Origin of the sequence: Pseudomonas sp. efr-133-TYG-23 (assembly GCF_030209215.1) — a bacterium.
Taxonomy (GTDB): domain Bacteria; phylum Pseudomonadota; class Gammaproteobacteria; order Pseudomonadales; family Pseudomonadaceae; genus Aquipseudomonas; species Aquipseudomonas rhodesiae.
In genome coordinates, this window is the sequence record NZ_JARVSL010000003.1 from 1 (window position 1) to 23,545 (window position 23,545).

Genomic DNA, 23,545 nt, shown 5'->3' on the forward strand with positions numbered 1-23,545 from the left:
TTTAACTTTGGCACATAGATGCCGTTAGGAAGGGGGCGTCCATTCCATTACCACAACAAGCCCCCTCCCACATCTACTGCACCTGGTACACCACCGGCGCCTCCCCCACCCGCAGTGCGGTGACACTGCGCGGGGCATAGCCTTCTCTTCCGGTAGTGGAGAAATTCGCCACCAACCGCGTGCCATCGGCAAAGGTGGTCTGTTGCAGCTGCCGATCCGCCGTCAGCCAGCGAAAATCAGTCATGGCCTGGGTCGCCAGGCGCTGGTGCAACGGACGGAAAAATTCGTCCTGGCGCTGGATCGCCGGCAAGCGCTGCGCCAGGGTGGCGGCGCTCAGGTGATACAGCGGCGGCACGTTGTAGAGCAGTTGGGTCAGTTCGTTCTCGGCCCATACGTTGCTCAGTTTGAGGCTGTCGAACAACCAGTGATGGGTGGTGATCACCGAGCCATGGAACACCGCCTGATACAGCGGCAAACGCAGGGTCGGATCGAAATACACGCTGCGCAGCGACGCTTTCAATGGGACCGGCTTGAAAAACACCGTCGGTTGTTCTGGCGGGTACCAGTTGCCGACGTAGTACGGCGACTGCTTGTCCTGGGTCATCTCACGGTCGCCCCAACCAAGCACCGGCGTCTGCATGCCATGGGCGAACAGGATGCCCTGGGCGGTGACGGCGTTACCGTCTTCGGAGCCTGTGGGTAACTTCAGCACGGTATTGAGCCAGCGCACGGCATCGATCTTACCCGCGGCGTTTTGCGCCTGGGTCATCGGCGCGCCAGCGCGGTAGCTGTCGAACAGCATGCTGGTGGCGTAGGCATCCAGAAACCAGGCATTGAAACCGGCCTTAGCCTGCACTGCCTTCACTCGCGCCTCCAGCAGCGGCCGCATGCAGCGCGGGTCGGTGTAGTGGCCGGATTTCTGGAAACCGCTCTTGTATGTGCCGTCTTGCAACACGATGGCGCAGTCGCGATACGCCTTGCGGCCCAGGTGGGCGGTGGTCCAGTCCGGGTTTTCCGTGGCCGACAGTGCGGTTTCGTAAGAGTCGTAAGGGGCCATCAAGTAGCCGGCCTGCACTGCGGCGCGAATCGCTTCGGGGTGCCAGAGGCCGCCCTCCCAGCCTTCGCCCAGGGTCACCAGCAAACGCGGCAGGCCGCTGTTGCGCAGGGTTTGAAGGGCCTTGCCGCCCCAGGTGGCCGGGTCGGCTCTCAACGCCCCGGCGAACGCCACGGCCAGTTCTGCGCGCAGCTCGCCATAACGCGCGGCCAGCCGGGTCATGTCCGGCTCGTCGACTTGCCAGCTCTGCCGCGCCTTTTTATTGATCGCCGCGTTGAGGCTGCGCAGCACCACGCTCTGCTCGTAGGGATTCAACGGGCGGGATTGCGCCAGGATCTGCGTGGCGTCCTTGTCCAACAACGCCTTGAGTGCATGGGCGCGCAGCTGCTTGAGCAACAGCGGCCAGTCACGCACATCGTCCGGCGCCAACAGGTCGTTACCCCACAGGTAGACGTGGCTGGCGCCCAGCAGTTTCTGCGCTTCGGGGGTCTGTTGCAGCTTGTCGTCGAGCGTCTCATAACGGCCCTGCTCGACCAGCCATTGACGATAGCGTTTGGCGCCGGCGAGGGGGTCCGCATCGCCCAGGTACAGGCGCAGGGTCATTGGGGTATTGGGGGCCAGCGCGGTGAATTCATGGGCCAGCGCCAACCCCACACCGGCACCTTCAGCTTGCCAGTGCAGGCGGTTGTTGTAGGGGTTGGTGAGCAGCCAGTTCAGCGTGAAACCGCCGTGATCCATACCCCACAGCGGCAGGCTGAGGTCCTGGGTGGTGTTGAACGCGCCCTGCTCCAGCAGGAACGCTTGCCATACCGCATTGCCGGTGGGCACGTAATGCCCTTCGGCCAACGGCCAGATCAGCCCGTTACCCATTGCTTCTGCCGGTTGTTGCAGCAATGCCAAACGCCCTGCTTCGCGCGCGGTGATGCTCAGCAACAACTCGCGCTGCTCAAGACGTGCGCTGAGGCGATAGGCGCCGTTGTCCCACTGCCAGCTCGCTTGCTCGGCGCTGCTTTGCAGGTCGCTGACAGCATGCGCGGTGACGCCGCTGGAGGCTTGCACACTGACCTGACCCGACGGTGTCACCCGCAGCGCCAGGGTGGCGGGGTCCAGTTCGACGCGCCACAGCGTGTTTTCCAATAGGGCGCCGGCAAACGCCATGGGCGACAGCAAGCAGAAGACCAGCAGGGTAAGACGCAGACGGTTCATGGTGGGCAACCGTTGAAGAGTGAAACCAAGAGGGTAAAACACTCAACGGTAGACGGGGTAACAAATGCCCTGATGACGATCAAACGTGGGGGGGGGCGGTGCGACGATTCAGCTCGCACTCGATAGCGATGCGTCAGTGATAGGTGGGATGACTGAACCACTGCTATCGGGGGCAAGCCCCCTCCCACATTTTGAGCCGGTTCTTTCAGTTAATACTGAGGAGGGGACTGACATTAGTGCAAGCCCCACACATTTTGAGCCGGTTCTTTCAGTTAATACTGAGGAGGGCGACTGGCATTAGTGCAAGCCCCCTCCCCCATTTCTAAACGGTTTTTTCTTCAGGCTTGGGCTCGCGAATCTTGTACCACGCCACATACAGCGCCGGCAGGAACAGCAGCGTCAGCAAGGTGGCGATGATGATGCCGCCGATCATCGCGTACGCCATCGGCCCCCAGAACACTTCGCGGGCAATCGGGATCATGCCCAGGCTCGCCGCAGCGGCCGTGAGCAGAATTGGCCGACGGCGGTGCTCGGTGGCTTCCACGACCGCGTCCCATGGCGTGTAGCCGTCGCGCTCATAGGCGTCGATCTGCGTCACCAGGATCACCGAGTTACGGATAATGATGCCGATCAACGCCAGGATGCCGAGGATCGCCACAAAACCCATGGGCGTGCCGGTGGGAATCAGGGCCAACACTACGCCGATCAGCCCCAGCGGCGCGACACTGGCCACCAGGAACATCTTCTGCACGCTGTGCAACTGGATCATCAGAAAGGTCGCCATCAAAAACAGCATCAGCGGCACCACGCTGGCGATCGGGCCCTGGGCCTTGCCGCTTTCTTCCACGGTACCGCCGGTGGCGACCTTGTAACCCACCGGCAGGCCGGCGCTGAATTTGTCGATCTCCGGCTTGAGCTGCTTGACCAGGTCGGTCGGCTGCATCTCATCGCGCACTGAGGCCTTGATGGTGATGGTCGGCAAGCGGTCGCGACGCCACACCAGCGGCTGCTCCAGCTCATAGCGCACGGTGGCAAACGCCAGCAGCGGGATCGACGTGCCGTTGGGCGTGACGATCTGCAAATTCTGCAGGGTTTCCGGCGTGCCGCGCTCGGCGTCTTCGGCGCGGCCGACCACGTTGATCAGGTAAATATCGTCGTGCACTTGGGTCACCGAGGCGCCGCTGACTACGCTGTTCATCAACTGCGCGACATCTTCGGAGGACAGCCCCAGTTGCCGCGCCTTGTCCTGGGCGATATCGATGCGCAGCACTTTGCCCGGCTCGTTCCAGTCGTAAATGATCTCGCCCAAGTGGGTGTTTTTATCCAGCAGGGTCGCCAGTTCGATGGCGTGTTTGCGTACCTGGTCGGTGTCTTTGCCGGACACCCGATATTGAATCGGACGCCCCACCGGCGGGCCCATTTCCAGCGGCTGCACATAACTGCCGATACCGACGAAGTCATCGCGCAGACGCTTCTGCAGGCGTGCGATCAACGCGCCGCGTTCTTCCAGGCCTTTGCTGACGATCACCAACTGTGCGTAGTAAGGGTTTTCCAGTTGCTGGTCGAGGGGCAGGTAGAAACGAATCGCGCCCTGGCCGATGTAAGTGCTCCAGCGGGCGATGTCCGGTTCGTCCTTGATGATCGCTTCCAGGCGGTCGACGGCCTTGCGCGTCTCGTTGATCGAGGCGTTCTGCGGCAGGTTGAGGTCCACCAAGATTTCCGGGCGATCCGACGACGGGAAGAACTGGTTCTGCACGAACTGCATGGAGAACACCGACGCCACGAACAGCCCCACGGTGATGCCGATGGCCCACCAGCGGTTGCGCATCGCCCACAGCATGCCGCGATTGAAACCCCGGCCAATGCGCCCAGGCTCGGCGTTGTGCGGCTTCACATTGGCGCTGAGGATATGCACGCCGATCACCGGCGCAAACAACACCGCCACCACCCACGACACCAGCATCGCCACGGCGATCACCGCGAACAGGGTGAAGGTGTATTCCCCCGCCGAGCTGGCATTGAGGCCGATGGGCACAAAGCCGGCCACGGTGACCAGCGTACCGGTGAGCATCGGGAACGCGGTCGAGGTGTAAGCGTACGTGGCCGCCTGGGCCTTGGTTTCGCCTTTTTCCAGGCGCGTGATCATCATCTCCACGGTGATCATCGCGTCATCCACCAACAGGCCGAGGGCGATGATCAACGCGCCCAGCGACACGCGCTGCATGGTGATGCCGCTGTATTCCATGAACACGAACACCAGCGCCAGCACCAGCGGAATCGAACACGCCACCACCAGCCCGGCACGCAGACCGAGGCTGATAAAGCTCACCACCAGCACGATGATCACCGCCTCGAACAACGCACTGGTAAAGCCGCCCACGGCTTCTTCCACCACTTCGGCCTGGTCGGAAACCTTATGCACGCCGACGCCCACCGGCAGGTCGGCGGTCAGCTCGTCCATGCGCTCATGCAAGGCTTTGCCGAACGACTGGATATTGCCGCCCTTCTGCATGGCGATGGCCAACCCGATGGCGGGCTTGCCGTTGAAACGGAACATCGGCCGCGCCGGGTCGACGTAGCCACGGCTGATCTCGGCGATATCCGCCAGGCGATAGAAACGGTCGTTGAGGCGCAGGTTGACGTCGGCCAGGTCCTTCTCCGAGGCGAACTGCCCCGAGGTGCGCACCGAGATACGCTCCGGTCCGGCTTCGATCACCCCGGCCGGGGTCACGGCGTTCTGGGATTGCAGGCTCTGCACCACTTGGCGCTGGTCGATACCCAGGGCCGCCAGTTTGCGCGTGGAGAAATTCAGGTAAATCACTTCGTCCTGCTGGCCGATCATCTCGACCTTGCCCAGCCCCGGCACTGCCCGGATTTCGGCACGCACCTGTTCCACGTAGTCGCGCAGTTGACGCATCGACAGGCCGTCGCCGGTAAAGGCGTACACCGACCCGAACACGTCACCGAACTCATCGTTGAACGATGGCCCCTGCAAGCCCTGGGGGAAGGTGCCGCGAATATCGTCGATCTTCTTGCGCACCTGGTACCAGATTTCGGGGATGGCCTTGGCGCTGGTGGTGTCCTTGAGGAACACGAACACCGTGGACTCGCCTGGCCGCGTGTAGCTTTTCACGTAATCCAGAGAGTCGAGTTCTTCGAGTTTTTTCTCGATGCGGTCGGTGACCTGCTTGAGGGTTTCTTCTTGGGTTGCGCCCGGCCAGCGGGTCTGTATCACCATGGTCTTGATGGTGAACGACGGGTCTTCTTCGCGCCCCAGGTTCATGTAGGAGAACACGCCCATCAGCAGCGCGACGAACATCAGGTACCAGACGAAGGACTGATGCTTGAGGGCCCAGTCGGATAAGTTGAAGCTGCCTTTCATCGCGGGCTGTCCTCGTCGATTTTGACTTTCTGCCCGGGCTTCAGGCTGTTCACGCCGGCTGTGACGATGCGCTCGCCGGGTTTGACGCCGCCGTTGATCAAGGCGCTGCCGGCCTCGCGGCTGATCACCGTGACGTCGCGCGGCTGCACGCTCTGGTTTTGCGTGTCGAGCAGCCAGATGCGAGTGGCGCCGTCCACCTCCTGCAAGGCGCTCACCGGCAGCTCGATGCGCGGCTCAATGGCGGTGCTCAGGGTGACGCTGATGGCGGTGCCGAGGCGGAACGCAGGTGGTGTTTCGGCCAGCGTCAGGCGCGCGCGACGGGTGCGCGTGGCGCTCTGGGCCTGGGGCTCGATTTCACGCACGGTGGCGGTGGTATTGACGCTCGGGTCCAGTTGCCCGGCAACCAGAAACACCCCATCCGGCGGCAGGCGCTCGGCCAGGCCGGCGGGCAGGTCGATCACCGCTTCCTTGATATCCGGGCGCGCCAGGGTCACCACTTGTTGGCCGGCGCTGACCACCTGGCCGGCCTCGGCATTCCAGGCGGTGACGATGCCGGCGTGGTCGGTGCGCAGTTCAGCGTAATTAAGCTGATCCTTGGCCTGGTTGACCGAGGCCTGAGCCTGGTCGAGGGAGGCCTGGGTGGTTTTCAGGTCGGTCAGGGCCACATCCAACTGGGCCTGGGCGCCGACGCCACGGTTGAACAGTTCCTGCTGGCGGCGGGCATTGGCCTGGGCATTGATAAATTGCGCCTGCACCCGCGCTAGGTCGCCCTGGGCGGCGCGCAACTGGTTCTGCTGGTCGGTGGGGTCAAGCACGGCCAGCAAGGCACCCTTCTCCACTTCGGCGCCCACATCCACCAGGCGGCGGGCGATGCGGCCGGGCACACGAAAGCCCAGGTTACTTTCGTAACGGGCCTGGATGGTGCCGGCGAAGCGGCCGAGGTTTTCTTGGTCTTCAGCCTTCACTTGCATCGACAGCACCGGGCGCACCGGCTCGGGCGCGGGCTCTTCTTTGGAGCAGGCCGCCAGCAACAGGCCGGCGGCGAGCATCAATACCAGACGCTTCATGGCTGGGCTCCTGGCTGGGCAATCTCGACCTGCATACCGGGGTGCAACAATTGCCCGCCGGCCACCACGACTTTATCGCCACCCTTGAGGCCCTCGCTGAGGATGACTTTGCCAGTGAGATAGCGGGCCACGGTGACTTTATGCAGCTGCACCTTGCCGTCGCCGTCCACCAGCCACACCGCCGGTTCGTTGAGGTCCTTGGTGAGGGCCGACCACGGCAGTTCCACACTGGCCTTGGCCGGGCCATTGGCGGTGGCGCTGACTACCGAGCCCAAGTGCATGCCCTCGGGCAGCGATTGCAGGGCGATTTTCACTTGCACGGTGCCGGTGTTGGCGGCCACGGCGGGGGTGACTTCGCGCACCTTGCCCTGCACCTGAATGCTTGGGTTGTCCAGCAGGCTGACGGTGATCGGCGTATCGGTCGATGGTTCGACCAGCAGCGATTCATATACGTTGAACACCGCATCGCGCTCGCCGTCGCGGGCCAGGCTGAAAATCGGCACGGTGGCCTGCACCACTTGGCCTACCTCGGCCTGGCGCGCGGTGATCACACCCGGCGCATCGGCTACCAGCGCGGTGTAGCCCAGTTGTTCACGGGCATTGGCCAGTTGCGCCTGGGCGGCGGCCAAAGCGCTTTGGCTGCTGCGCAAAGCCGCCTGGGCCGAGTCGTATTCGCTGCGGCTGGTGTAGCCCTTGGGCAGGAGTTTTTCCTGGCGCACAAAGGCCGCCGCTGTCTGCTTGACCCGCGCCTGTTCAGCCACGACCTGGGCCTGGGCCGAATCGACGTTGGTCTGCAAGTCTTTGGGATCAAGCCTGGCCAGCACTTGCTTGGCGCTGACGCGGTCACCCACATCCACCATGCGTTGGATGATCTTGCCGCCCACGCGAAAGGACAGATCGGTTTGCACCCGCGCCTGGATATCCCCGGTCAGCGTGACCGCCGCAGCAAAATCCGTTGGCTCCACGGTTTGCACAAATACCCGGGAATGCGCCTTGGGCTCGGTATTTTCCTGACCGCAACCGCTCAAGAGCGCGACTAAGCCAAGACCGAATATACAAGTGGAAATACGACCGCCCATGCAGTCTCCTTTTGCGTGATGCCGACGTGCCAGTGTGTATGCGACTGTCAGCTTAGATCAGGGTTCCTTATCTGCATGGGGAAGAGAGTATTGAGGTGATTTCACCGGCCTCATCGGGGCAAGCCCCCTCTCACACATTTGATGTGTGAATACATTCAAATGTGGGAGGGGGCTTGCCCCCGATAGCGATACAACAGTCAGCGCAGAACTAGCCCTGCCATTTGCCGCCTTCGACAATCACGCTCTCAGGCTGGGTGTCATCACTGAGTTCTTTACGCACGTATTGGTCGTACAGTTTGAGCAGAAATTTCTCCTCGCCCAACTTCGCCAGTTCGGTATTTACCCAATCGCGCAGTTCGGTGTTGCCCTTCTTGACCGCCGGGGCGATGGGGGCTTCGTCGCCGAGTTTCTGTTCCAGCACGCGGTAGCCGGGGTTTTGCTTGGCCCAGCTGAACAGCACCAGGTTGTCCTGGGCATAGGCATCGCCGCGACCGGCTGACAGCGCCTGCAGGGATTCGGAGTTTTTCTCGAACTTGAGCAGTTTCCAGTCCGGATGGTTTTTGGTCAGCCAGATATCGGCGGTGGTGCCGGTGGTGACGATGATGGTGCGGGTCGCCAGGTCATCCAGGCGCTTGACCGGGCTGTCGTTGGGCACCAGGGCCTGCACCGCGACTTTCAGGTTGGGATGGGTGAAGTCCACCGCTTCCTTGCGCTCCGGGGTCACGGTCATGTTGGCCAGGATCAGGTCGACCTTGTCGCTTTGCAGGAATGGAATGCGGCTGGCCGGCTCCACGGCGACGAATTCGACTTTGTTCTCGTCGCCCAGCAGATCCTTGGCGAATCGGCGGCCGATGTCTGTATCGAAGCCGACATAGCGCCCGGCCTCGTCCACAAAGCCGAACGGTGGTTTGTCGGTGAAGACGCCGACAATCAACTTGTCGCGCGCTTTGATCTTGTCGATGTAACTCACGGCAGCCGTGGGTTTGGCAGGCTCTTCGGCCTTTTTATCGCAACCGGCCAGCAGCGCGACGGCTAACAGGGGCAGTAGTAGTTTTTTCATAGCGGTTCCAGTTCCTTGATTTTCTTGGGCAGTGTTGAAACAAAGGAGAACTTCTCCAGGAACTGCTGCGCGCGTGCGGTTTGCGGGTTCGTAAAGAATGCCTCGGGGGTGTTGTGTTCGAGAATGCGGCCGGCCTCCATGAACACCACGCGGTCGGCGACGGCGCGAGCGAAGGCCATTTCATGGGTCACGATCAGTAATGTCATGCCATCGCGGGCCAGGCCCTGGATCACCTCCAGCACTTCCTTGACCATCTCCGGATCGAGGGCTGCAGTGACTTCGTCGAACAGCATGACTTGTGGGTTCATGCACAGCGAACGGACGATGGCGATGCGTTGCTGCTGGCCGCCGGAGAGCTGGCGCGGGAACGCGTCGCGCTTGTCCGCCAGGCCGACCCGCGCCAACAGCTGTTCAGCCTGCTCGCGGGCTTGGCGCGGCTCGCGCTTTTGCACTTTCAGCGGCCCGAGCAGGATGTTGTCGAGTACGCTCATATGTGGAAACAGATGGTAGCTCTGGAACACCATGCCTACGTCCTGGCGCACCTGGCGCCAGTCGGTGTGTTTATCCAGCAGCTCCTTGCCGGCAAATCGCAGGCTGCCACCATGGGCCACTTCCAGGCCGTTGAGGCAACGCAGCAAGGTGCTTTTGCCGCAGCCGCTGGGGCCGAGGATCACCACCACTTCGCCGCTGTGCACGCTCAGGTCGATGCCCTTGAGCACCTGCTGCTCGCCGAAGAATTTGTTAAAACCCTGGAACTCGATCAATGCGCTCATGCTTGGGCCCAGCGCCGTTCCAGCACCTTGGAGGCGGCCGACAACGGGTAGCAGATAAAGAAAAAGAACAGGAACAGCGCGCCGTAGATCAACACCGACTCATAGGTGCGCTCGATGATTTGCTGACCGACCTTGATCACGTCCACCACGCCGATCAGCACCGCCAGGGAACTGGTCTTGATGATGCGCGTGTAGACGTTGATCGTGGGTGGCGTCATGCGCTTGAGGGCCTGGGGCAGCAACACGTAGCCGTACAACTGCGGGTCGGACAAGCCAATCGACAGGCCGGCCTCGCGCTGGCCACGGGGCAGCGAATGCAACGCGCCACGTACCACTTCGCCGACCTCGCTGGCGCCCCACAACGACAACACCAGCACCGCGCACCAGAAACTGGGGAGGCTCAGGCCAAAAAAAATCGGTAGGCCAAAGAACAGCAGGTACAACCACACCAGCACCGGGATCGCCCGGAACAACTCCAGGTAAACCCGCAGCACGGCGTTGATCAGCCGGTTGTTCAAGGTGCGCAGCACGCCATACAGCACGCCGCCTACCGTACTGAAGGCGATGCTCATAAACGAAATCGACAAGGTCTGCGCGGCGCCCTTGCCCAGTTGCGGCAGCGACACCCACAACAACTCAAGACCCGAATTGGCCATGCTGGAGCCTCCTTTCCAAGCGGCTGAGCAGCAGCGACAGCGGCAAGAACAACAGCACGCAAATCAGCGTCAGCACGGCGAGCATTTCGTAGGTCTTGTAGTAGAGGGCGATGTAGCTCTTGGTGGTGTAGAGAATCTCCGGCACGGCCACGGCGGAGACCACGGTGGTCTCTTTGAGCAGGAAGATGAAATTAGCGAACAAGGCCGGCAGGCTGAGGATGCCGGCCTGGGGCAGGATCACGTGGCGCAGCAGTTGCCAGTCCGACAGGCCAATGGACTTGCCCGATTCGACCTGCGCCTGCGGCACCGCCTCCACACCGGCGCGCAGCACTTCGGTGAGGTAAGCACCGCCCAGAAAGGTCATGGTGATGATCGCCGCCCAGAACCCGGAGACATTCAAGCCCAGGGCGGGCAAGGCGAAGTACACGAAAAACAGCTGGATCAGCAGCGGTGTATTGCGCGCCAGCTCCACATACAACGCCACCAGGCGCGACAGGTACGGCGTGCGAAACACCAGCAGCGCCGCGTTGATCAGCGCTACAAGCAAGGAGGTGGCGATGGCGATCAGGCCGACTTGCAGCGTGACACCCACGGCCTTCAAAAACGCCGGCAGGGTGCTGAGGATAAAAGCGAAATCGAGGGTCATTTGCAGTCCATGACGCCGCAGGGTAGAGCGGCGCGTGCTATCCAAGCCGACGTGGGTAACGTCGGGTAGCGCGAACTTTAAAGGTATAAAAATTAAATTTTAAATACCAAAATAGCATATTGATATCACCCAAAAAGATAACCTCCGGATTCGCGGGGTTGGCGGGTGGCGGCTATGGTTGAGGGGTCTGTGTTTCGAGGGAATGAACAATGAACAAAGCGAAACCGATTGATCCGCAGGAGTTGGTGAAATGGTTGGTGGCGTTGCGCAGGGCGATCAATAGCCGCGCGCTCTGACACGCTGAAGGTCCACTGTGAGATGAAGATCAAATGTGTGAGGGAGCAAGCCCCCTCACACATTTTGCTTGCATTGCGAATTCCACACATAAAAAAACGCCGACGCTATGTAAGCCGTCGGCGTTGAAACCTTGAAGGGGGTTTTGGCTTACATCAGAACGCCGGTACGACCGCACCGTTGTACTTCTTCTCGATGAAGGCTTTGACTTCCGGGCTGGTCAGGGCCTTGGACAGTTTCTGGATTGCATCGCTGTCCTTGTTGTCCGGGCGGGCTACCAGGAAGTTCACGTAAGGCGACTTGGCGTCTTCGATGATCAGCGCGTCTTTGGCCGGGTTCAGGCCGGCTTCCAGGGCGTAGTTGGTGTTGATCAGGTCCAGGTCGACCTGGTCCAGCACGCGCGGCAGCAAGGCCGATTCAAGCTCTTTGAATTTGAGGTTTTTCGGGTTGCTGGCGATGTCTTTCGGTGTAGCCAGGGCGTTGGTCGGGTCTTTGAGGGTGATCACACCGGCTTTCTGCAGCAGCAACAGGGCACGGCCGCTGTTGGAGCCTTCGTTCGGGATGGCCACGGTGGCGCCGTCTTTCAGCTCTTCAATTTTCTTGATCTTTTTCGAGTAACCGCCGAACGGTTCAACGTGCACGCCCACCACGGTCACCAGGTTGGTGCCCTTGCCCTTGTTGAAGTTTTCCAGGTACGGCAGGGTCTGGAAGTAGTTGGCATCCAGGCGCTTTTCAGCGACTTGCACGTTGGGCTGCACGTAGTCAGTGAATACTTTGATTTCCAGGTCCACGCCTTCCTTGGCCAGGGTTGGCTTGACCAGCTCAAGGATCTCGGCATGCGGGATTGGGGTGGCGGCCACCACCAGTTTCTCGTTGGCCTGGGCGAAGCTGGCAGTCAGGGCAGCGGCGAGTGCGGTAAACAACAGAACCTTTTTCATGCAGTGTCCTTATCGACATTCGGGGGCGTCTCTGACGACCGTTTGTTAAGTGAGGTGCCAGCGAAGTGCTATCGCGGCATAGAACGGACAATACCTAGATTTTTTATTCCCGAACAATATCTTTTATTCACGTTGATATTCCATTTTGCTCATGTAGGAATTGGCGCAACGTTGCCTGCTCCTCTGGGCTGGCTTGGGCATAGATCCGCCGCACTTGCTCCAGAGGCGAATCCACCACCGGCAGGTTCAGGTGCTCGGGCAAAATTTCGTCGCCGCTGCTGACCAGCAACGCGAAGTGAATAACGTTTTCCAGCTCACGGGTATTGCCTGGCCAACTGTGGTGTTCCAGTACGCGCTGCGCAGCCTCGCTGATCAGCGGCACCGGCAAGTCCAGGCGCTGACTGTAGATGCCCAGGAAGTATTCGGCCAGGGACAGAATGTCCCCCACCCGCTCGCGCAACGCCGGCAGGTCCAGCCGGCCTTCGCTCAAGTAGTGGAACAGGCGTTCATGGAACTTGCCGGCCGCCACGGCCTGGGCCAGGTCGATGCTGGTGGCGGCCACCAGGCGCACGTCCACCGGGCTCGGTTGATGAGCCCCGACGCGGGTGACTTCGTGGTTTTCCAGGGCGGCGAGCAATTTGACCTGGATCGGCAGCGGCAGGTCGCCGATCTCGTCCAGGTACAAGGTGCCGCCATTGGCCGAGCCGAACCAGCCGGCGCGGCTGCTGGCGGCGCCACTGTGACTGCCGGCGGCGTAGCCGAACAGCTCGGCATCGGCGTAGGTGGGGCTGATCGCGCCGCAATTGACCGAAACGAACAAGCCACTGCGGTCACTGCCACGGTGAATATGCCGCGCCAGGAGCTCTTTACCGCTGCCGGTTTCGCCGCGAATCAGCACGGGCAAGGCACGCGGCGCGAGCGCTTCCAGGTCTTCGCGCAGCTTGCGCGAGCGCGGGTCGACAAACACCAGGGCCTTGGCGCGGATGCTCAGGGGGCTTTTTTCCGCGTCGGGGAAGGTCAGCAGTGGCTGGCCGAAGGTTTCATGCAGACTCATGACAGGCTCCCGCCCCAATCCACTGCGGGACGGGGCGTTAAGAAAATGATCAGGCACTGCGCCGGGCGTGATGCTCAAGGCGACTTTGCAGGCGATAGAGGTAAGCGAAACCCTGCTCCCAGCGCTGGTGGCCGGACTTCACATTGATATGCCCGGCACCGGCCAGGATCCCGGCTTCAGCTCCCCAGTTGCGCGCCAACTCCAAGGCCCGAGGGGCACTGACGGCACTGTCGTTGTCGGAGCTGACCACCTGGCTGGGGAACGGCAACAGGTCGGTAGGGATCGGCGCAAAGTTGCGCAAGGCCGGCGAGCAGGCCGGGCGTTCCACATCCGCCGGCGCCACCAGCAAGGCACCGCGCACCTGCCGCAGAAAATGCAGCGGCGCGGTAGCGGCCCAATGGGCCACGGTGATGCAGCCCAGGCTATGGGCGATCAGAATCACTGGCGTGCTGTCGGCGGCGATCGCCTCGGCCAGCGCGGCTACCCAGTCTTCGCGGCGCGGTGTCAACCAATCGGCCTGCTCCACGCGGGTGCTGTTGGGCAGGCTGTTCTGCCAGTGACTCTGCCAATGATCTTCTGGCGATCCTTGCCAGCCCGGCACGATCAGGTAACGAACCAACTCGCTGTGCATGGGTGTGCCCTCCTGCAGCGTTTAACGTTGCTGAGCAGTATAGGGACGGGGGTTATATTCGTTAAGGAATAAGAAGCTATTTATTAATAACCAAAAATTCAAAATTCTACCCGATCTGCCTTCACGTCACTTCGCGCACAATTCGAACAACTGAGCCTGTAAGCATTGCCCCGCCGCACTCAGGCCATGGCGGGCATACAACGCCAGACGCACGCCTTGCACCTCGGGCAAACCGCTGTCAGGCCCCAGCTCCATATGCCCTGGCTGCACTACCCGGCGCGGCAACAGACTCACCCCCAACCCCGCCGCCACTGCCGAACATACGCTGGCCAAACTCGCGCTGGAGTAACCGATACGCCAGCGCCAACCGCCCACTTCCAGGTGCTGCAGCATTTCATTGCGGTACAGGCCGCCCACCGGAAAGGCCACCAACGGCAACGGGTCGCGCCCTACGGAGGGTGTGGTGCGACTGTCCACCCAGCACAGCGGCTCGGGCCACGAGGCCAGGCAGTCGGCGCTGTCGCCCATTTGTTTGACCAGCAACACATCGAACTCGCCGGCCCGGTATTGGCGTTGCAATTCGGGGCCCAAACCACTGGTGACCTCCAGACGCACCCGTGGATAAGCCTGCACAAATGATGACAACAGCGGCATCAGGCGCTCGGCGGCAAAATCTTCCGGCACCCCCAGGCGCAGCACGCCGTCGCTTTGTTGGCTGATCAGCACCTCAGCGGCCTCCTCATGCAGCGCGAGGATGCGCCGCGCGTACGCCAGCAAGCGCTCGCCCTCGGCAGTGGCGACCACGCGGCGCTGGTCGCGGTCGAGCAATTGGCACGCCGCCGCGTCCTCCAGGCGGCGAATCTGCTGGCTTACGGTGGATTGGGTCAGGTGCAGGCGCTCGGCGGCGCGAGTGAAGTTGCCGCAGTCCACCACGGCGACAAAGCTGCGCAATAACACGGGGTCGAACATCCACATCACCATTGTGTTTGCCACTGATTGGCATGGTTATATTTAATTTCAGAATACCCTTAGGGCTGCCCATACTTCACCTCCCATCGTGCCCGGAGCGGCCTGCATGACCCTGAACAAATCCCTCGCCGGCTGGGGACTATTGCTGGTGCTGGGCCTGAACCTGCGACCAATCCTCAGCTCCATCAGCCCGCTGCTGGGCGAAATCCGCCAGGCCACGGGCTTGAGCTTCCAGAGCAGCGCCCTGCTGACCAGCCTGCCGGTGGTGTGCATGGGCCTGGTGGCGCTGGTGGGTGTGCGGGTGGAAGCACGCTTGGGCGAGCGGCGTGGCATCGCCCTGGGGCTGATGATGATCCTGTTGGCCTGCCTGGCGCGCTGGCTGATGGGGCAGGCGTCGGCGTTGTTGGTCACGGCATTGCTCGGCGGCGCCGGTGTGGCGCTGATCCAGGCGTTGGTGCCGGCGATGGTCAAGCGCGAGTTTCGTCATCGCGTGCCGGTGGCGATGGGGGTGTACTCGGCGTCGCTGATGGCCGGCGGCGGGCTGGCGGCGTTGCTCAGCCCGGTGGTGGCGACGCACTTTGCGCAGTGGCAGGCCGGGCTCGGAGTCTGGCTGTTGCCGGCACTCGGCGCGTTGCTGTTGTGGGCCTGGCTGCCGCTGGGCGCGGCGCGTAACCCGCAAGTGCCGCCGGCGCTGGAAGGTCTGCGCAATCGGCGCGCGTGGTTGCTGGCGTTGTATTTCGGCCTGGTGAACTGCGGCTACATGAGCCTGGTGGCCTGGCTACCGGCTTATTACCAGCAACTGGGCTGGGGCGTGCTGCCCAGCGGCTCGCTGCTGGCGTACATGACCATTTTTCAAGTGATCGCCGCGCTGCTGATGCCGGTGCTGGCGCAACGCGGTGTCGATCGTCGTCCGTTGCTGGTCATTAGCCTGCTGGCGCAAACCGTGGGTTACCTCGGCCTGATCTTCGCGCCGCTGGACTATCCCCACCTGTGGGTGGCCCTGTGCGGCTTCGGCCTGGGCGCCTGCTTTGCCCTGAGCCTGCTGCTGACCCTCGACCACCACCGCGACCCACGCCATGCCGGGCAACTGGCGGCCTTCGTGCAAGGCGTGGGTTTTTTGATCAACGCCATTTCACCGTGGATGACCGGTTGGCTGCGCCAGCTTACTGGCGACTTCGTCAGTGCCTGGTGGGTGCTGACCGTGACAGTGCTGGCGATGCTGGTCGTGACGCGGGTGTTCAGCCCGGCGAGCTATCGCATCGAACTGGCCGTCGTGGCGCCCGGCCAGCGCTTTACACACTAGCGACACACACCCATGTCAGATTTGCACCACTGAATTCCACCCGCCCCTTTGACGAAAACGAGGACGTCGTCTGATGGACTGTATCTTCTGCAACATCGCCCGCGGCACCGCCCCTGCCCACCTGTTATGGGAAGACCAGAGCCACATGGCTTTCCTCTCTATCTTTCCCAACACCCCAGGGTTCAGTGTGGTGATTCCCAAAGCGCATTACGGCAGCTATGGGTTTGCCCAGTCGGACAAGGTGCTGTGCGAATTGGTGGTTGCGGCCAAGAAGACCGCACTGCTGATTGACCAGGCGCTTGCGGGTGTGGCGAGGACCGGCATGATTCTGGAGGGTTACGGCGTCGATCATTTGCACGCCAAACTGTTCCCGATGCACGGAACGGGCGAGGACAGCGCCTTCAAAAAAATCAGCTCTCGCATGGATAAGTTTTTTGATCGCTATGAGGGCTATCTCTCATCCCATGACTGCGCCAGGGCCGACGATTCGACGTTGGCCGAGCTGGCCGCCCACATCCGTGCCGTCAACGACTGAGCACGGGGCGGCCTGACGCGCAACCGCAATCGGCCGCCGCACCTCAGCGCAGCGCCGTTTCCGCCGGGTTGAGGCCTGCACTGGGCGCCGCCATGGGCTCCAGACGATTGGCCCGCGCAAATGTGCCGAAATCATTGAAGCGCACGCCCATCTCCGCCATGACCTTATGCGCCACCTTGGCCGTCATCTGGCGGATATAGAACGGTTCCTTCACCACAAAATGATGAATCCCGTGGGTGCTGCCAAAGTTGAAGCAGAACGCCTGCAACGGCCACATCCACCACGGGTTTAGCACTTGGGTTTGCTGGATCACATTGCCCGGTTCCACATCGCCGTAGTAGTGCATGTTGGAGCTGACAAAGTGCAGGCAGAACGTGCGCAGCACATTGGGCCCGATGATCACCACGGCGGCGATGTCGATCACGTGCATCATCTGCAAGGTGCCCGCCGACCATTCGATGGGCGCGCCGAGCAGGCTGGCGACACCGTTGGCGGCGTGGAACCAGAGAAACACGTACCACGCGCCCCAATGCAGCAGCGCCAGCGGCGCGTAGACCAGCATCGCGCGCTTGAGAATCTTGAATTTATGGCTCCAGGTCTTGGCCCGCAGCATGCGGATAAACGCCGACATCACGTTATCGCCCACCATCAACAGGCGCGCCAGGCCCCACGGTTCGCCGTTGGTGATTGCGCGCTCCTCCATGTCGGCCTCGGTGCCGGAGACCTTGTGATGATTGAGGTGCAAGTGGCGGCGAATCCATGGGTTGATGGTGCTCGGCCGCGCCAGCCACACCAAGGCCATCATCAGGTTATGCGGCACACGTTGCTTGCGAAAGTACATGCTGTGGATCAGGTCATGTTCCAGCTCATGGGTCAGTGACGCGAAAAATGCGTTAAGCAGCAGGCACACCCACCAGGCCATATGCCCGGTAATGTAGAGCGCCGCCGAGCCGAGCATGCCCAGCAACGCAAAGGCCAGGATGCCCGCGCCCAGCGCGTCCTGATGCAGCAGCCAGGGGTATTGCTGGCGCAAGCGCACGCCTTCGGCGAGTACGACTTCGCGAATGTGCGCCGAACGTTGTTGTGCATTCAGCGATTGGGGACTTGCAGAAGTACCGTCCATGCTCCCATCCTCTTGTTTATCGAGGTTTACATCCTGCACCAGGCGCTCGCGCAGGACGCTAGCCCCACACGCCAACCTGTTGACCGCACACGCCAATCGCCATGACCGAACCCACCTCCCTCGCCAGCTGGACCCGCGCCTTGCGCAAGCAGCTCGATGCCTTGGGCCTGGACAGCGCCGCGCTATGCCACGAGGCCGGGCTCGATCCGCAGCTGATGGAAGACCCAAACGCGCGCTACCCGCTGTCGGCCACCACGCGCCTGTGGGAATTGGCGGTGCAGGCCAGCGGCGATCCGGCGATCGGTCTGCGGGTGTCGCGGTTTGTCAGCCCCACCACGTTTCATGCGTTGGGCTATGCGCTGGTGGCCAGCGGCAGTTTGCGCGAGGTGTTCGAACGCATCGTGCGTTACCACCCGGTGGTCAGTGACGCCTTGACCCTGGAGTTGAGCGGCGATGGTGAGCGCTATCGGTTTCGCCTGCTACAACCGCCAGGCAGCCCGGCGCCAGCGTTGGAGGCCATTGATGCGTTCGCGGCGATTTACGTGCGCACCTGCCGCAATCGCCTGGGTCGGGATTACGCGCCGTTGGCCGTGTACCTGCGCCGCCCGCCGCCGGCCGATCCGACGCCGTGGCAAACGGTGTTCCGCGCGCCGGTATTTTTTGCCGCCGACGAAGACCGCCTGGAATTCGCCGCGCGCGACTTTGACAGCCACCTGGACGACGCCAACCCGGAGCTGGCCGAACACAACGAAACCGTGCTCAAACGCACCCTCGCCCAACTGCAACCGCTGACCTGGGAGCGCAAGGTGCGGGCGGTCATCGAAGCGCAATTACCGGACGGCGAGCCCAGCGCCGAACGCGTTGCCCAGGCCCTGCACCTGAGCCTGCGCAGCCTGCAACGGCACCTGGCGGATGAAGGTTGTCGGTTCGATGCGCTGCTCAACCAATGTCGGCAGAACCTGGCGTTGCAGCACCTGCGCGATCCGCAGTGTTCGTTGGCCGAGATCAGCCATTTATTAGGGTTTGCCGATACCAGCAGCTTCAACCGCGCGTTCAAGCGCTGGACGGGGATGACGCCGGGGCAGTTCAGAGAAGGCCTGGGTTAGCGCCCACGCTCGCGCCGCAACAGCTTCTTGACCCGCGCGACCAGAGCCTTGTCATCAAAGGGCTTGAGCAGGTAGTCATCCTCATGCAGTTCCAACCCGCGCAGGCGATCTTCGATCCCGCCCGGTGTGGTCAAGAACAACAGCGGCGTGTCGCCCTGCTGTCGGATCGCCTGCTGCAGCGTCCAGGCATTCAGGCCCGGCAACATCACGTCCAGGATCACCAGGTCGTACACGTTGCTTTCCACAAAGCGCTGCGCGGCCATGCCGTTGGCCGCGACTTCTACGGCGAAACCCGCCTCGCTCAAGCCTTGGGCCATGCGTTGCGCCAGCTGCGGCTGGTCTTCCACTAACAACACCTGCATGCCTTACCTCTGGGTTTAATGACAAACCTGTCATCCAATTGTGCGGCTTCTGACCCCGTTCACTGGCTACCGTGGCGGCCTGTTCAACGGAGCTTTCACCATGTATCGCACTGCTTTGTTTCTGAGCCTGGCCCTGAGCGGCGCCGCCCAAGCGGCGCCGCAATTGCCACGCCATGCCGATTTGGATCTGCGTACCGCCCGCCAATTGGCCGATGCCAGCCTGGCCCACTGCAACGCCGCGCTGACCGTGCTCGATCGCGGCGGCAATTTGCTGGTGGCCCTGCGCGCTGACGTTGTGGGGCCGCACAACAGCCTCGCCAGCCAACGCAAGGCCTACACCGCGCTGTCGAGCAAAACCGCCACCCGGCTATTTGCCGAGCGCGCCCGCAACAACCCGGAAGCGGCCAACCTTAACACCTTGCCCGAATTGCTGTTGCTCGGTGGCGGCGTGCCGTTGTTTGCCGACGCCGAACTGGTCGGCGCGCTGGGTATCGCCGGAGCCGGTGGCGCAGCGCAGGACGAAGCCTGTGCCGTCCAGGCCGCCGAGCAACTGGGCCTGAAAACTTCTCTGTGATTAACCCTCGAAAGGACCTCCCCATGAAAACCCTGAGCATGACCCTCGCCGCCCTCAGCCTGAGCGGCCTGTGCAACCTGGCCCTGGCCGCCGGCAACCCGCTGAGCGTGCACGTTCTCAACCTGGAAAACGGCCTGCCGTCGGCGGGCGTCAGCGTCACTCTGGAACAGCAGGTGGGCGATCACTGGCAAGCGCTGTCCGAGGGCGTGACCAACCAGCAAGGGCGCATTGCCGAACTGTTCCCCGCCGACCGCAGCCTGACGCCCGGCGAGTACCGTGTGGTGTTCAAGACCGGCGACTATTACAAAAAAGCCAACCGCGAGACGTTCTTCCCGCAAGTGCCGGTGATTTTCCAGGTCAAGCAGGCCGACCAGCACTACCACATTCCGCTGCTGCTCAGCCCGTACGGGTTCTCCACCTATCGCGGTTCCTAGTTCACGCGCCTGCGGCACGCCGCAGGCCAGGCAGGTCGAGCACTTCGATTGCGCCGTAACTCAAGCCGATAATGCCCTGCTGCTCCAGGCTCTTGAGCAAGCTGTTGATGGTCTGGCGCGACAGGCCCAACATCGCCGCCAGGTCTTCCTGGGGCAGTTGCAGCACGCGGCGTGCTTGTTCGATTTCGCCGTAGCCTTCGGCAATCATCAGCAACCGATGGGCCAGACGCGCCGACGCGGGCATCAGGCTCATCTGTTCGATATTGATCAACGACAACCGCAGTTTATGGCTCATCAACAGGGCCACTTCCCGCCAGTACGCCGGCTGGCGCTCAAGCAGCGCGAGCATCGCTGCCTGCGGCACCTGCAGTAACGTGCACGGCCCCATGGCCAGCGCATCATGGGTGCGCGGCAGGCCGTCGAACAGGCAGATTTCACCGAACCAGTAAGGGGTTTCCACCAGGCTCAAAACCGCTTCCTTGCCTTGGGCATTGACCGCGCTGATGCGCACCGCGCCGTCAAGCACGGCGTACAGGCCACAGGGCGGATCGCCGCGTTTGAACAGCAACTGCCCCGCCGCCAACGTGCGCAACCGAGCGGCCGCCAGCAGGCTACGCTGAAAGTCGTCCGGTAAATGGCTGAACCAGTGGCCGGTGACCAATTGGCGGTGCCAGTTCTCTGGGTTCATGAGCGCTCCGAAGATTGTCGCCCAGCTGACAGTCAGGCGTGGTCCGACAGGGCATGATCAAACATCCTACAGGAGGAACAACAATGAAAAGCCTCGTCGACCACCTCAGTCAATACGCCGCCTACCACCGCGACCCGCGCAATATCGCCAGCCATTTTGTCGGCATCCCGTTGATCGTCATCGCCGTCGCCGTGCTGCTGTCGCGCCCCACCTGGGCTATCGGCAGCCTGTGGATATCTCCGGCGCTTATCGTGGCGCTGCTGTCGGCGTGGTTTTACCTGCGCCTGGAACTGGCGCTCGGCGTGTTGATGAGCGCGCTGATGGGGTTATCGGTGTGGGCCGGGCACACACTCGCCGCGCACAGCACGCTGGTGTGGCTGAGCAGCGGCGTCGGGCTGTTTGTGGTGGGCTGGGTGATTCAGTTTGTCGGCCACTATTACGAAGGCAAGAAACCGGCGTTTGTGGATGACATTTCGGGGTTGATCGTGGGGCCGCTGTTTGTGGTGGCGGAGGTGGCGTTTTTGCTGGGGTTGCGGCAGGGGCTCAAGCGGCAGATCGAAGAACGCTCGGGCCCGGTGGCACGCCGCGATCTAAAGCCGAGACAGGTCTGAATATGGGGGAGGCTTGCCCCCGATGGCGGCGGGTCAGTGACATCTATATCAACTGACCCACTGCTATCGGGGGGGCAAGTCGAATCGTCGCACCGCCCGTCCCACATTGGCCCCATTTTTCACATTGGGTAGCGCAGGGTTCTCAGGTTTTTTGCCAGACCTTGGGCTTGAAGAACAGGGTTTCGCCACGGGCCAGGCCGATCAGGCTGTCGTGGTCTTTCACCACTTCGGCTTCGATCAGTTCAGGCTGGCCCTCCACCTTCAAGGTCACTCGCGTCGTCGCTCCCAGCGGGCGGATATCGCGGACTTCGGCGGCGTGGTGGTCTTCCAGTTCATGGCGCGACAGCGACACTTCGTGGGGGCGGAACAGCACGTGCTGGTCTTCGCCCAGGTGCAGGCGATTGGAGTCGCCGAGGAAGTGGTACACGAAGTCACTCGCCGGGTTTTCGTACACCTCGCCCGGTGAGCCGATTTGCTCGATCACGCCCTTGTTCATCACCACGATACGGTCGGCGACTTCCATGGCCTCTTCCTGGTCGTGGGTCACGAAAACCGACGTGAGGTTGATGTCTTCATGCAAGCGCGCCAGCCAGCGGCGCAGTTCTTTACGCACCTTGGCGTCGAGGGCGCCGAAGGGTTCGTCCAGCAGCAATACTTTGGGTTCCACCGCCAGGGCGCGGGCCAGGGCAATGCGCTGGCGTTGGCCGCCGGAGAGTTGTTCCGGGTAGCGGTCGGACAGCCAATCGAGCTGCACCATGTTCAGCAGCTCATGGACTTTCGCCGCGATCTGACTTTCGCTGGGCCGTTGGTTTTTCGGCTTCATACGCAGGCCGAAGGCGACGTTGTCGAACACGGTCATATGGCGGAACAGCGCGTAGTGCTGGAACACAAAACCGACGTTGCGATCACGCACGTCATGGCCGGACACGTCCTCGCCGTGGAACACGATGCTGCCGTCATCCGGAGTTTCCAGGCCGGCGATAATGCGCAGCAAGGTGGTCTTGCCGCAGCCGGAAGGGCCGAGCAACGCCACCAGCTCGCCGCTCTGGATATCCAGATTGATGCTGTCCAGAGCCTTGAAGGCGTTGAAGTTCTTGCTGACGTTACGGACTTCGATCGACATGACTTATTCCTCTGCCGCACTGGCGCGCAGGCGATTGATACGGTTCTCGCTCCACTGCTTGAGCAGCAGGATGAAGAGCGCCAGGACCAGCAACAGACTCGCCACCGCGAACGCGGCGACGTGGTTGTATTCGTTGTAGAGAATCTCGACATGCAGCGGCAAGGTGTTGGTCACGCCGCGAATGTGGCCGGACACCACCGACACCGCGCCGAACTCCCCCATCGCCCGCGCCGTGCAGAGCACCACGCCGTAGATCAGGCCCCATTTGATGTTCGGCACGGTGACATGCCAGAACATCTGCCAGCCGTTGGCACCGAGCAGGCGCGCGGCTTCTTCTTCCTGAGTGCCCTGCTCCTGCATCAGCGGGATCAGCTCACGGGCCACGAAGGGCACGGTGACGAAGATGGTCGCCAGCACGATGCCCGGCAGTGCGAACACGATCTGGATGTCGTGCTCTTGCAGCCACGGGCCAAAGAAGCCCTGGGCGCCGAACATCAGCACATACACCAGACCGGCAATCACCGGCGAGACCGAGAACGGTAGGTCGATCAGCGTCACCAGAATGCTTTTGCCACGGAACGAGTACTTGCTCACGCACCACGCCGCGCTGACGCCGAACACCACGTTGAGCGGCACCGAAATGGCCACGGCGATCACCGTGAGTTTCAACGCCGAGAGCGCATCGGGCTCCAGAATCGCGGTAAAGAACGCGCCGAGGCCGTTCTTCAGGCCCTGGGACACCACAATAAACAGCGGCAGCAGCAAAAACAGCACGAACACCAGCCAGCCGAAGCCGATCAGGATGCGCCGCGACGCCGCGCTGCCACGTCGGGCGGCGTTGGAGGACGCGGCGGAAATAGACGATTGGGACATGTTC

23 protein-coding genes are annotated in these 23,545 nt (G+C 62.1%); 6 read left to right on the forward strand and 17 right to left on the reverse strand.

All coding sequences use genetic code 11. From position 1 onward, the window contains the following. Positions 1–73: 73 nt before the first annotated feature. The 12 genes from QRN41_RS01965 to QRN41_RS02020 all read right to left on the reverse strand — a co-directional run bounded on the left by QRN41_RS01965 (position 74) and on the right by QRN41_RS02020 (position 14,809). Positions 74–2,260: a glycoside hydrolase gene (locus tag QRN41_RS01965; protein ID WP_167418141.1), complete on the reverse strand. Its 2,187-nt coding sequence runs from the start codon at positions 2,258–2,260 to the stop codon at positions 74–76. Between the two features lie 322 nt (positions 2,261–2,582). Beyond that, positions 2,583–5,642 (reverse strand): efflux RND transporter permease subunit, encoded by a 3,060-nt coding sequence (locus tag QRN41_RS01970; RefSeq protein ID WP_167418140.1) that lies wholly within the window; start codon positions 5,640–5,642, stop codon positions 2,583–2,585. After that, the gene (locus QRN41_RS01975; protein ID WP_034111293.1) at positions 5,639–6,709 is read right to left on the reverse strand and encodes an efflux RND transporter periplasmic adaptor subunit; all 1,071 of its coding nucleotides are present in this window, start codon (positions 6,707–6,709) and stop codon (positions 5,639–5,641) included. The genes QRN41_RS01970 and QRN41_RS01975 overlap by 4 nt, the downstream gene beginning before the upstream one ends. After that, positions 6,706–7,788 (reverse strand): efflux RND transporter periplasmic adaptor subunit, encoded by a 1,083-nt coding sequence (locus QRN41_RS01980; RefSeq protein WP_167418139.1) that lies wholly within the window; start codon positions 7,786–7,788, stop codon positions 6,706–6,708. Before QRN41_RS01980 ends, QRN41_RS01975 begins: the two co-directional genes overlap by 4 nt. Positions 7,789–7,996: 208 nt before the next feature. Continuing rightward, entirely contained in the window at positions 7,997–8,848 is an 852-nt protein-coding gene (locus QRN41_RS01985; protein ID WP_167418138.1) for a transporter substrate-binding domain-containing protein, read from the reverse strand. Next, complete coding sequence (locus tag QRN41_RS01990) at positions 8,845–9,621, reverse strand: amino acid ABC transporter ATP-binding protein (protein ID WP_167418137.1); 777 nt, start codon at positions 9,619–9,621, stop codon at positions 8,845–8,847. Before QRN41_RS01990 ends, QRN41_RS01985 begins: the two co-directional genes overlap by 4 nt. After that, a complete protein-coding gene (locus QRN41_RS01995; protein WP_167418136.1) occupies positions 9,618–10,277 on the reverse strand; it encodes an amino acid ABC transporter permease in 660 nt (219 codons plus the stop codon). Before QRN41_RS01995 ends, QRN41_RS01990 begins: the two co-directional genes overlap by 4 nt. Continuing rightward, entirely contained in the window at positions 10,258–10,923 is a 666-nt protein-coding gene (locus tag QRN41_RS02000) for an amino acid ABC transporter permease (RefSeq protein WP_167418135.1), read from the reverse strand. Before QRN41_RS02000 ends, QRN41_RS01995 begins: the two co-directional genes overlap by 20 nt. Before the next feature lie 449 nt (positions 10,924–11,372). After that, entirely contained in the window at positions 11,373–12,155 is a 783-nt protein-coding gene (locus QRN41_RS02005; protein ID WP_034095325.1) for a MetQ/NlpA family ABC transporter substrate-binding protein, read from the reverse strand. A 127-nt stretch (positions 12,156–12,282) separates the two neighbouring features. Continuing rightward, the gene (locus QRN41_RS02010; RefSeq protein ID WP_167418134.1) at positions 12,283–13,209 is read right to left on the reverse strand and encodes a sigma 54-interacting transcriptional regulator; all 927 of its coding nucleotides are present in this window, start codon (positions 13,207–13,209) and stop codon (positions 12,283–12,285) included. Between the two features lie 49 nt (positions 13,210–13,258). Next, positions 13,259–13,840, reverse strand: coding sequence for an alpha/beta hydrolase (locus QRN41_RS02015; protein WP_040265266.1), 582 nt, complete (start codon positions 13,838–13,840; stop codon positions 13,259–13,261). Between the two features lie 126 nt (positions 13,841–13,966). After that, a complete protein-coding gene (locus QRN41_RS02020) occupies positions 13,967–14,809 on the reverse strand; it encodes a LysR family transcriptional regulator (RefSeq protein ID WP_167418133.1) in 843 nt (280 codons plus the stop codon). A 106-nt stretch (positions 14,810–14,915) separates the two neighbouring features. On the opposite strand from QRN41_RS02020, the gene QRN41_RS02025 reads away from it, so the two are divergent. Together QRN41_RS02025 and QRN41_RS02030 are read left to right on the forward strand one after the other, a co-directional pair. Then, positions 14,916–16,112 (forward strand): CynX/NimT family MFS transporter, encoded by a 1,197-nt coding sequence (locus QRN41_RS02025; protein WP_167418132.1) that lies wholly within the window; start codon positions 14,916–14,918, stop codon positions 16,110–16,112. A 73-nt stretch (positions 16,113–16,185) separates the two neighbouring features. After that, positions 16,186–16,647 carry an HIT family protein gene (locus QRN41_RS02030; protein ID WP_167418131.1) on the forward strand — a complete coding sequence of 154 codons (462 nt, stop codon included), beginning with the start codon at positions 16,186–16,188 and terminating at the stop codon, positions 16,645–16,647. A gap of 43 nt (positions 16,648–16,690) precedes the next feature. Here the strand turns inward: QRN41_RS02030 and QRN41_RS02035 are convergent, their stop codons facing one another. Next, positions 16,691–17,770 (reverse strand): fatty acid desaturase, encoded by a 1,080-nt coding sequence (locus tag QRN41_RS02035; protein WP_167418130.1) that lies wholly within the window; start codon positions 17,768–17,770, stop codon positions 16,691–16,693. 101 nt (positions 17,771–17,871) lie between these two features. Between QRN41_RS02035 and QRN41_RS02040 the strand changes: the two genes are divergently transcribed. Continuing rightward, positions 17,872–18,876, forward strand: a complete 1,005-nt coding sequence (locus QRN41_RS02040; protein WP_167418129.1) for an AraC family transcriptional regulator — start codon at positions 17,872–17,874, stop codon at positions 18,874–18,876. On the opposite strand, the gene QRN41_RS02045 is transcribed toward QRN41_RS02040, so the two are convergent. Beyond that, positions 18,873–19,238, reverse strand: coding sequence for a response regulator (locus QRN41_RS02045; protein WP_167418128.1), 366 nt, complete (start codon positions 19,236–19,238; stop codon positions 18,873–18,875). The two genes, QRN41_RS02040 and QRN41_RS02045, sit on opposite strands and share 4 nt — an antisense overlap. 100 nt (positions 19,239–19,338) lie before the next feature. On the opposite strand from QRN41_RS02045, the gene QRN41_RS02050 reads away from it, so the two are divergent. Next, entirely contained in the window at positions 19,339–19,812 is a 474-nt protein-coding gene (locus QRN41_RS02050) for a GlcG/HbpS family heme-binding protein (RefSeq protein WP_167418127.1), read from the forward strand. 23 nt (positions 19,813–19,835) lie between these two features. After that, a complete protein-coding gene (uraH, locus tag QRN41_RS02055) occupies positions 19,836–20,246 on the forward strand; it encodes a hydroxyisourate hydrolase (RefSeq protein ID WP_167418126.1) in 411 nt (136 codons plus the stop codon). Between the two features lies 1 nt (position 20,247). Here uraH and QRN41_RS02060 read toward each other — a convergent pair whose 3' ends face one another. Next, on the reverse strand, positions 20,248–20,934 hold the full coding sequence (locus QRN41_RS02060) for a Crp/Fnr family transcriptional regulator (RefSeq protein ID WP_034136448.1): 687 nt from the start codon (positions 20,932–20,934) through the stop codon (positions 20,248–20,250). Between the two features lie 83 nt (positions 20,935–21,017). Between QRN41_RS02060 and QRN41_RS02065 the strand changes: the two genes are divergently transcribed. Then, on the forward strand, positions 21,018–21,545 hold the full coding sequence (locus tag QRN41_RS02065; RefSeq protein WP_040265252.1) for an Mpo1 family 2-hydroxy fatty acid dioxygenase: 528 nt from the start codon (positions 21,018–21,020) through the stop codon (positions 21,543–21,545). 142 nt (positions 21,546–21,687) lie between these two features. On the opposite strand, the gene QRN41_RS02070 is transcribed toward QRN41_RS02065, so the two are convergent. Further along, positions 21,688–22,668: a sulfate/molybdate ABC transporter ATP-binding protein gene (locus tag QRN41_RS02070; RefSeq protein ID WP_034095313.1), complete on the reverse strand. Its 981-nt coding sequence runs from the start codon at positions 22,666–22,668 to the stop codon at positions 21,688–21,690. A 3-nt stretch (positions 22,669–22,671) separates the two neighbouring features. Then, the gene (cysW, locus tag QRN41_RS02075; RefSeq protein ID WP_034111277.1) at positions 22,672–23,541 is read right to left on the reverse strand and encodes a sulfate ABC transporter permease subunit CysW; all 870 of its coding nucleotides are present in this window, start codon (positions 23,539–23,541) and stop codon (positions 22,672–22,674) included. Positions 23,542–23,545 lie beyond the last annotated feature (4 nt).

Coding starts and splice junctions, on each gene's coding strand:
- QRN41_RS02010 (WP_167418134.1), bottom strand. CDS start 13,209: ATGAGTCTGCATGAAACCTTCGGCCAGCCACTGCTGACCTTCCCCGAC.
- QRN41_RS02065 (WP_040265252.1), top strand. CDS start 21,018: ATGAAAAGCCTCGTCGACCACCTCAGTCAATACGCCGCCTACCACCGC.
- QRN41_RS01985 (WP_167418138.1), bottom strand. CDS start 8,848: ATGAAAAAACTACTACTGCCCCTGTTAGCCGTCGCGCTGCTGGCCGGT.
- QRN41_RS02040 (WP_167418129.1), top strand. CDS start 17,872: ATGACCGAACCCACCTCCCTCGCCAGCTGGACCCGCGCCTTGCGCAAG.
- QRN41_RS01970 (WP_167418140.1), bottom strand. CDS start 5,642: ATGAAAGGCAGCTTCAACTTATCCGACTGGGCCCTCAAGCATCAGTCC.
- QRN41_RS02020 (WP_167418133.1), bottom strand. CDS start 14,809: ATGTTCGACCCCGTGTTATTGCGCAGCTTTGTCGCCGTGGTGGACTGC.
- QRN41_RS02045 (WP_167418128.1), bottom strand. CDS start 19,238: ATGCAGGTGTTGTTAGTGGAAGACCAGCCGCAGCTGGCGCAACGCATG.
- cysW (WP_034111277.1), bottom strand. CDS start 23,541: ATGTCCCAATCGTCTATTTCCGCCGCGTCCTCCAACGCCGCCCGACGT.
- QRN41_RS01990 (WP_167418137.1), bottom strand. CDS start 9,621: ATGAGCGCATTGATCGAGTTCCAGGGTTTTAACAAATTCTTCGGCGAG.
- QRN41_RS01965 (WP_167418141.1), bottom strand. CDS start 2,260: ATGAACCGTCTGCGTCTTACCCTGCTGGTCTTCTGCTTGCTGTCGCCC.
- QRN41_RS01980 (WP_167418139.1), bottom strand. CDS start 7,788: ATGGGCGGTCGTATTTCCACTTGTATATTCGGTCTTGGCTTAGTCGCG.
- QRN41_RS02015 (WP_040265266.1), bottom strand. CDS start 13,840: ATGCACAGCGAGTTGGTTCGTTACCTGATCGTGCCGGGCTGGCAAGGA.
- QRN41_RS02050 (WP_167418127.1), top strand. CDS start 19,339: ATGTATCGCACTGCTTTGTTTCTGAGCCTGGCCCTGAGCGGCGCCGCC.
- QRN41_RS01975 (WP_034111293.1), bottom strand. CDS start 6,709: ATGAAGCGTCTGGTATTGATGCTCGCCGCCGGCCTGTTGCTGGCGGCC.
- uraH (WP_167418126.1), top strand. CDS start 19,836: ATGAAAACCCTGAGCATGACCCTCGCCGCCCTCAGCCTGAGCGGCCTG.
- QRN41_RS02000 (WP_167418135.1), bottom strand. CDS start 10,923: ATGACCCTCGATTTCGCTTTTATCCTCAGCACCCTGCCGGCGTTTTTG.
- QRN41_RS02070 (WP_034095313.1), bottom strand. CDS start 22,668: ATGTCGATCGAAGTCCGTAACGTCAGCAAGAACTTCAACGCCTTCAAG.
- QRN41_RS02060 (WP_034136448.1), bottom strand. CDS start 20,934: ATGAACCCAGAGAACTGGCACCGCCAATTGGTCACCGGCCACTGGTTC.
- QRN41_RS02030 (WP_167418131.1), top strand. CDS start 16,186: ATGGACTGTATCTTCTGCAACATCGCCCGCGGCACCGCCCCTGCCCAC.
- QRN41_RS02035 (WP_167418130.1), bottom strand. CDS start 17,770: ATGGACGGTACTTCTGCAAGTCCCCAATCGCTGAATGCACAACAACGT.
- QRN41_RS02005 (WP_034095325.1), bottom strand. CDS start 12,155: ATGAAAAAGGTTCTGTTGTTTACCGCACTCGCCGCTGCCCTGACTGCC.
- QRN41_RS01995 (WP_167418136.1), bottom strand. CDS start 10,277: ATGGCCAATTCGGGTCTTGAGTTGTTGTGGGTGTCGCTGCCGCAACTG.
- QRN41_RS02025 (WP_167418132.1), top strand. CDS start 14,916: ATGACCCTGAACAAATCCCTCGCCGGCTGGGGACTATTGCTGGTGCTG.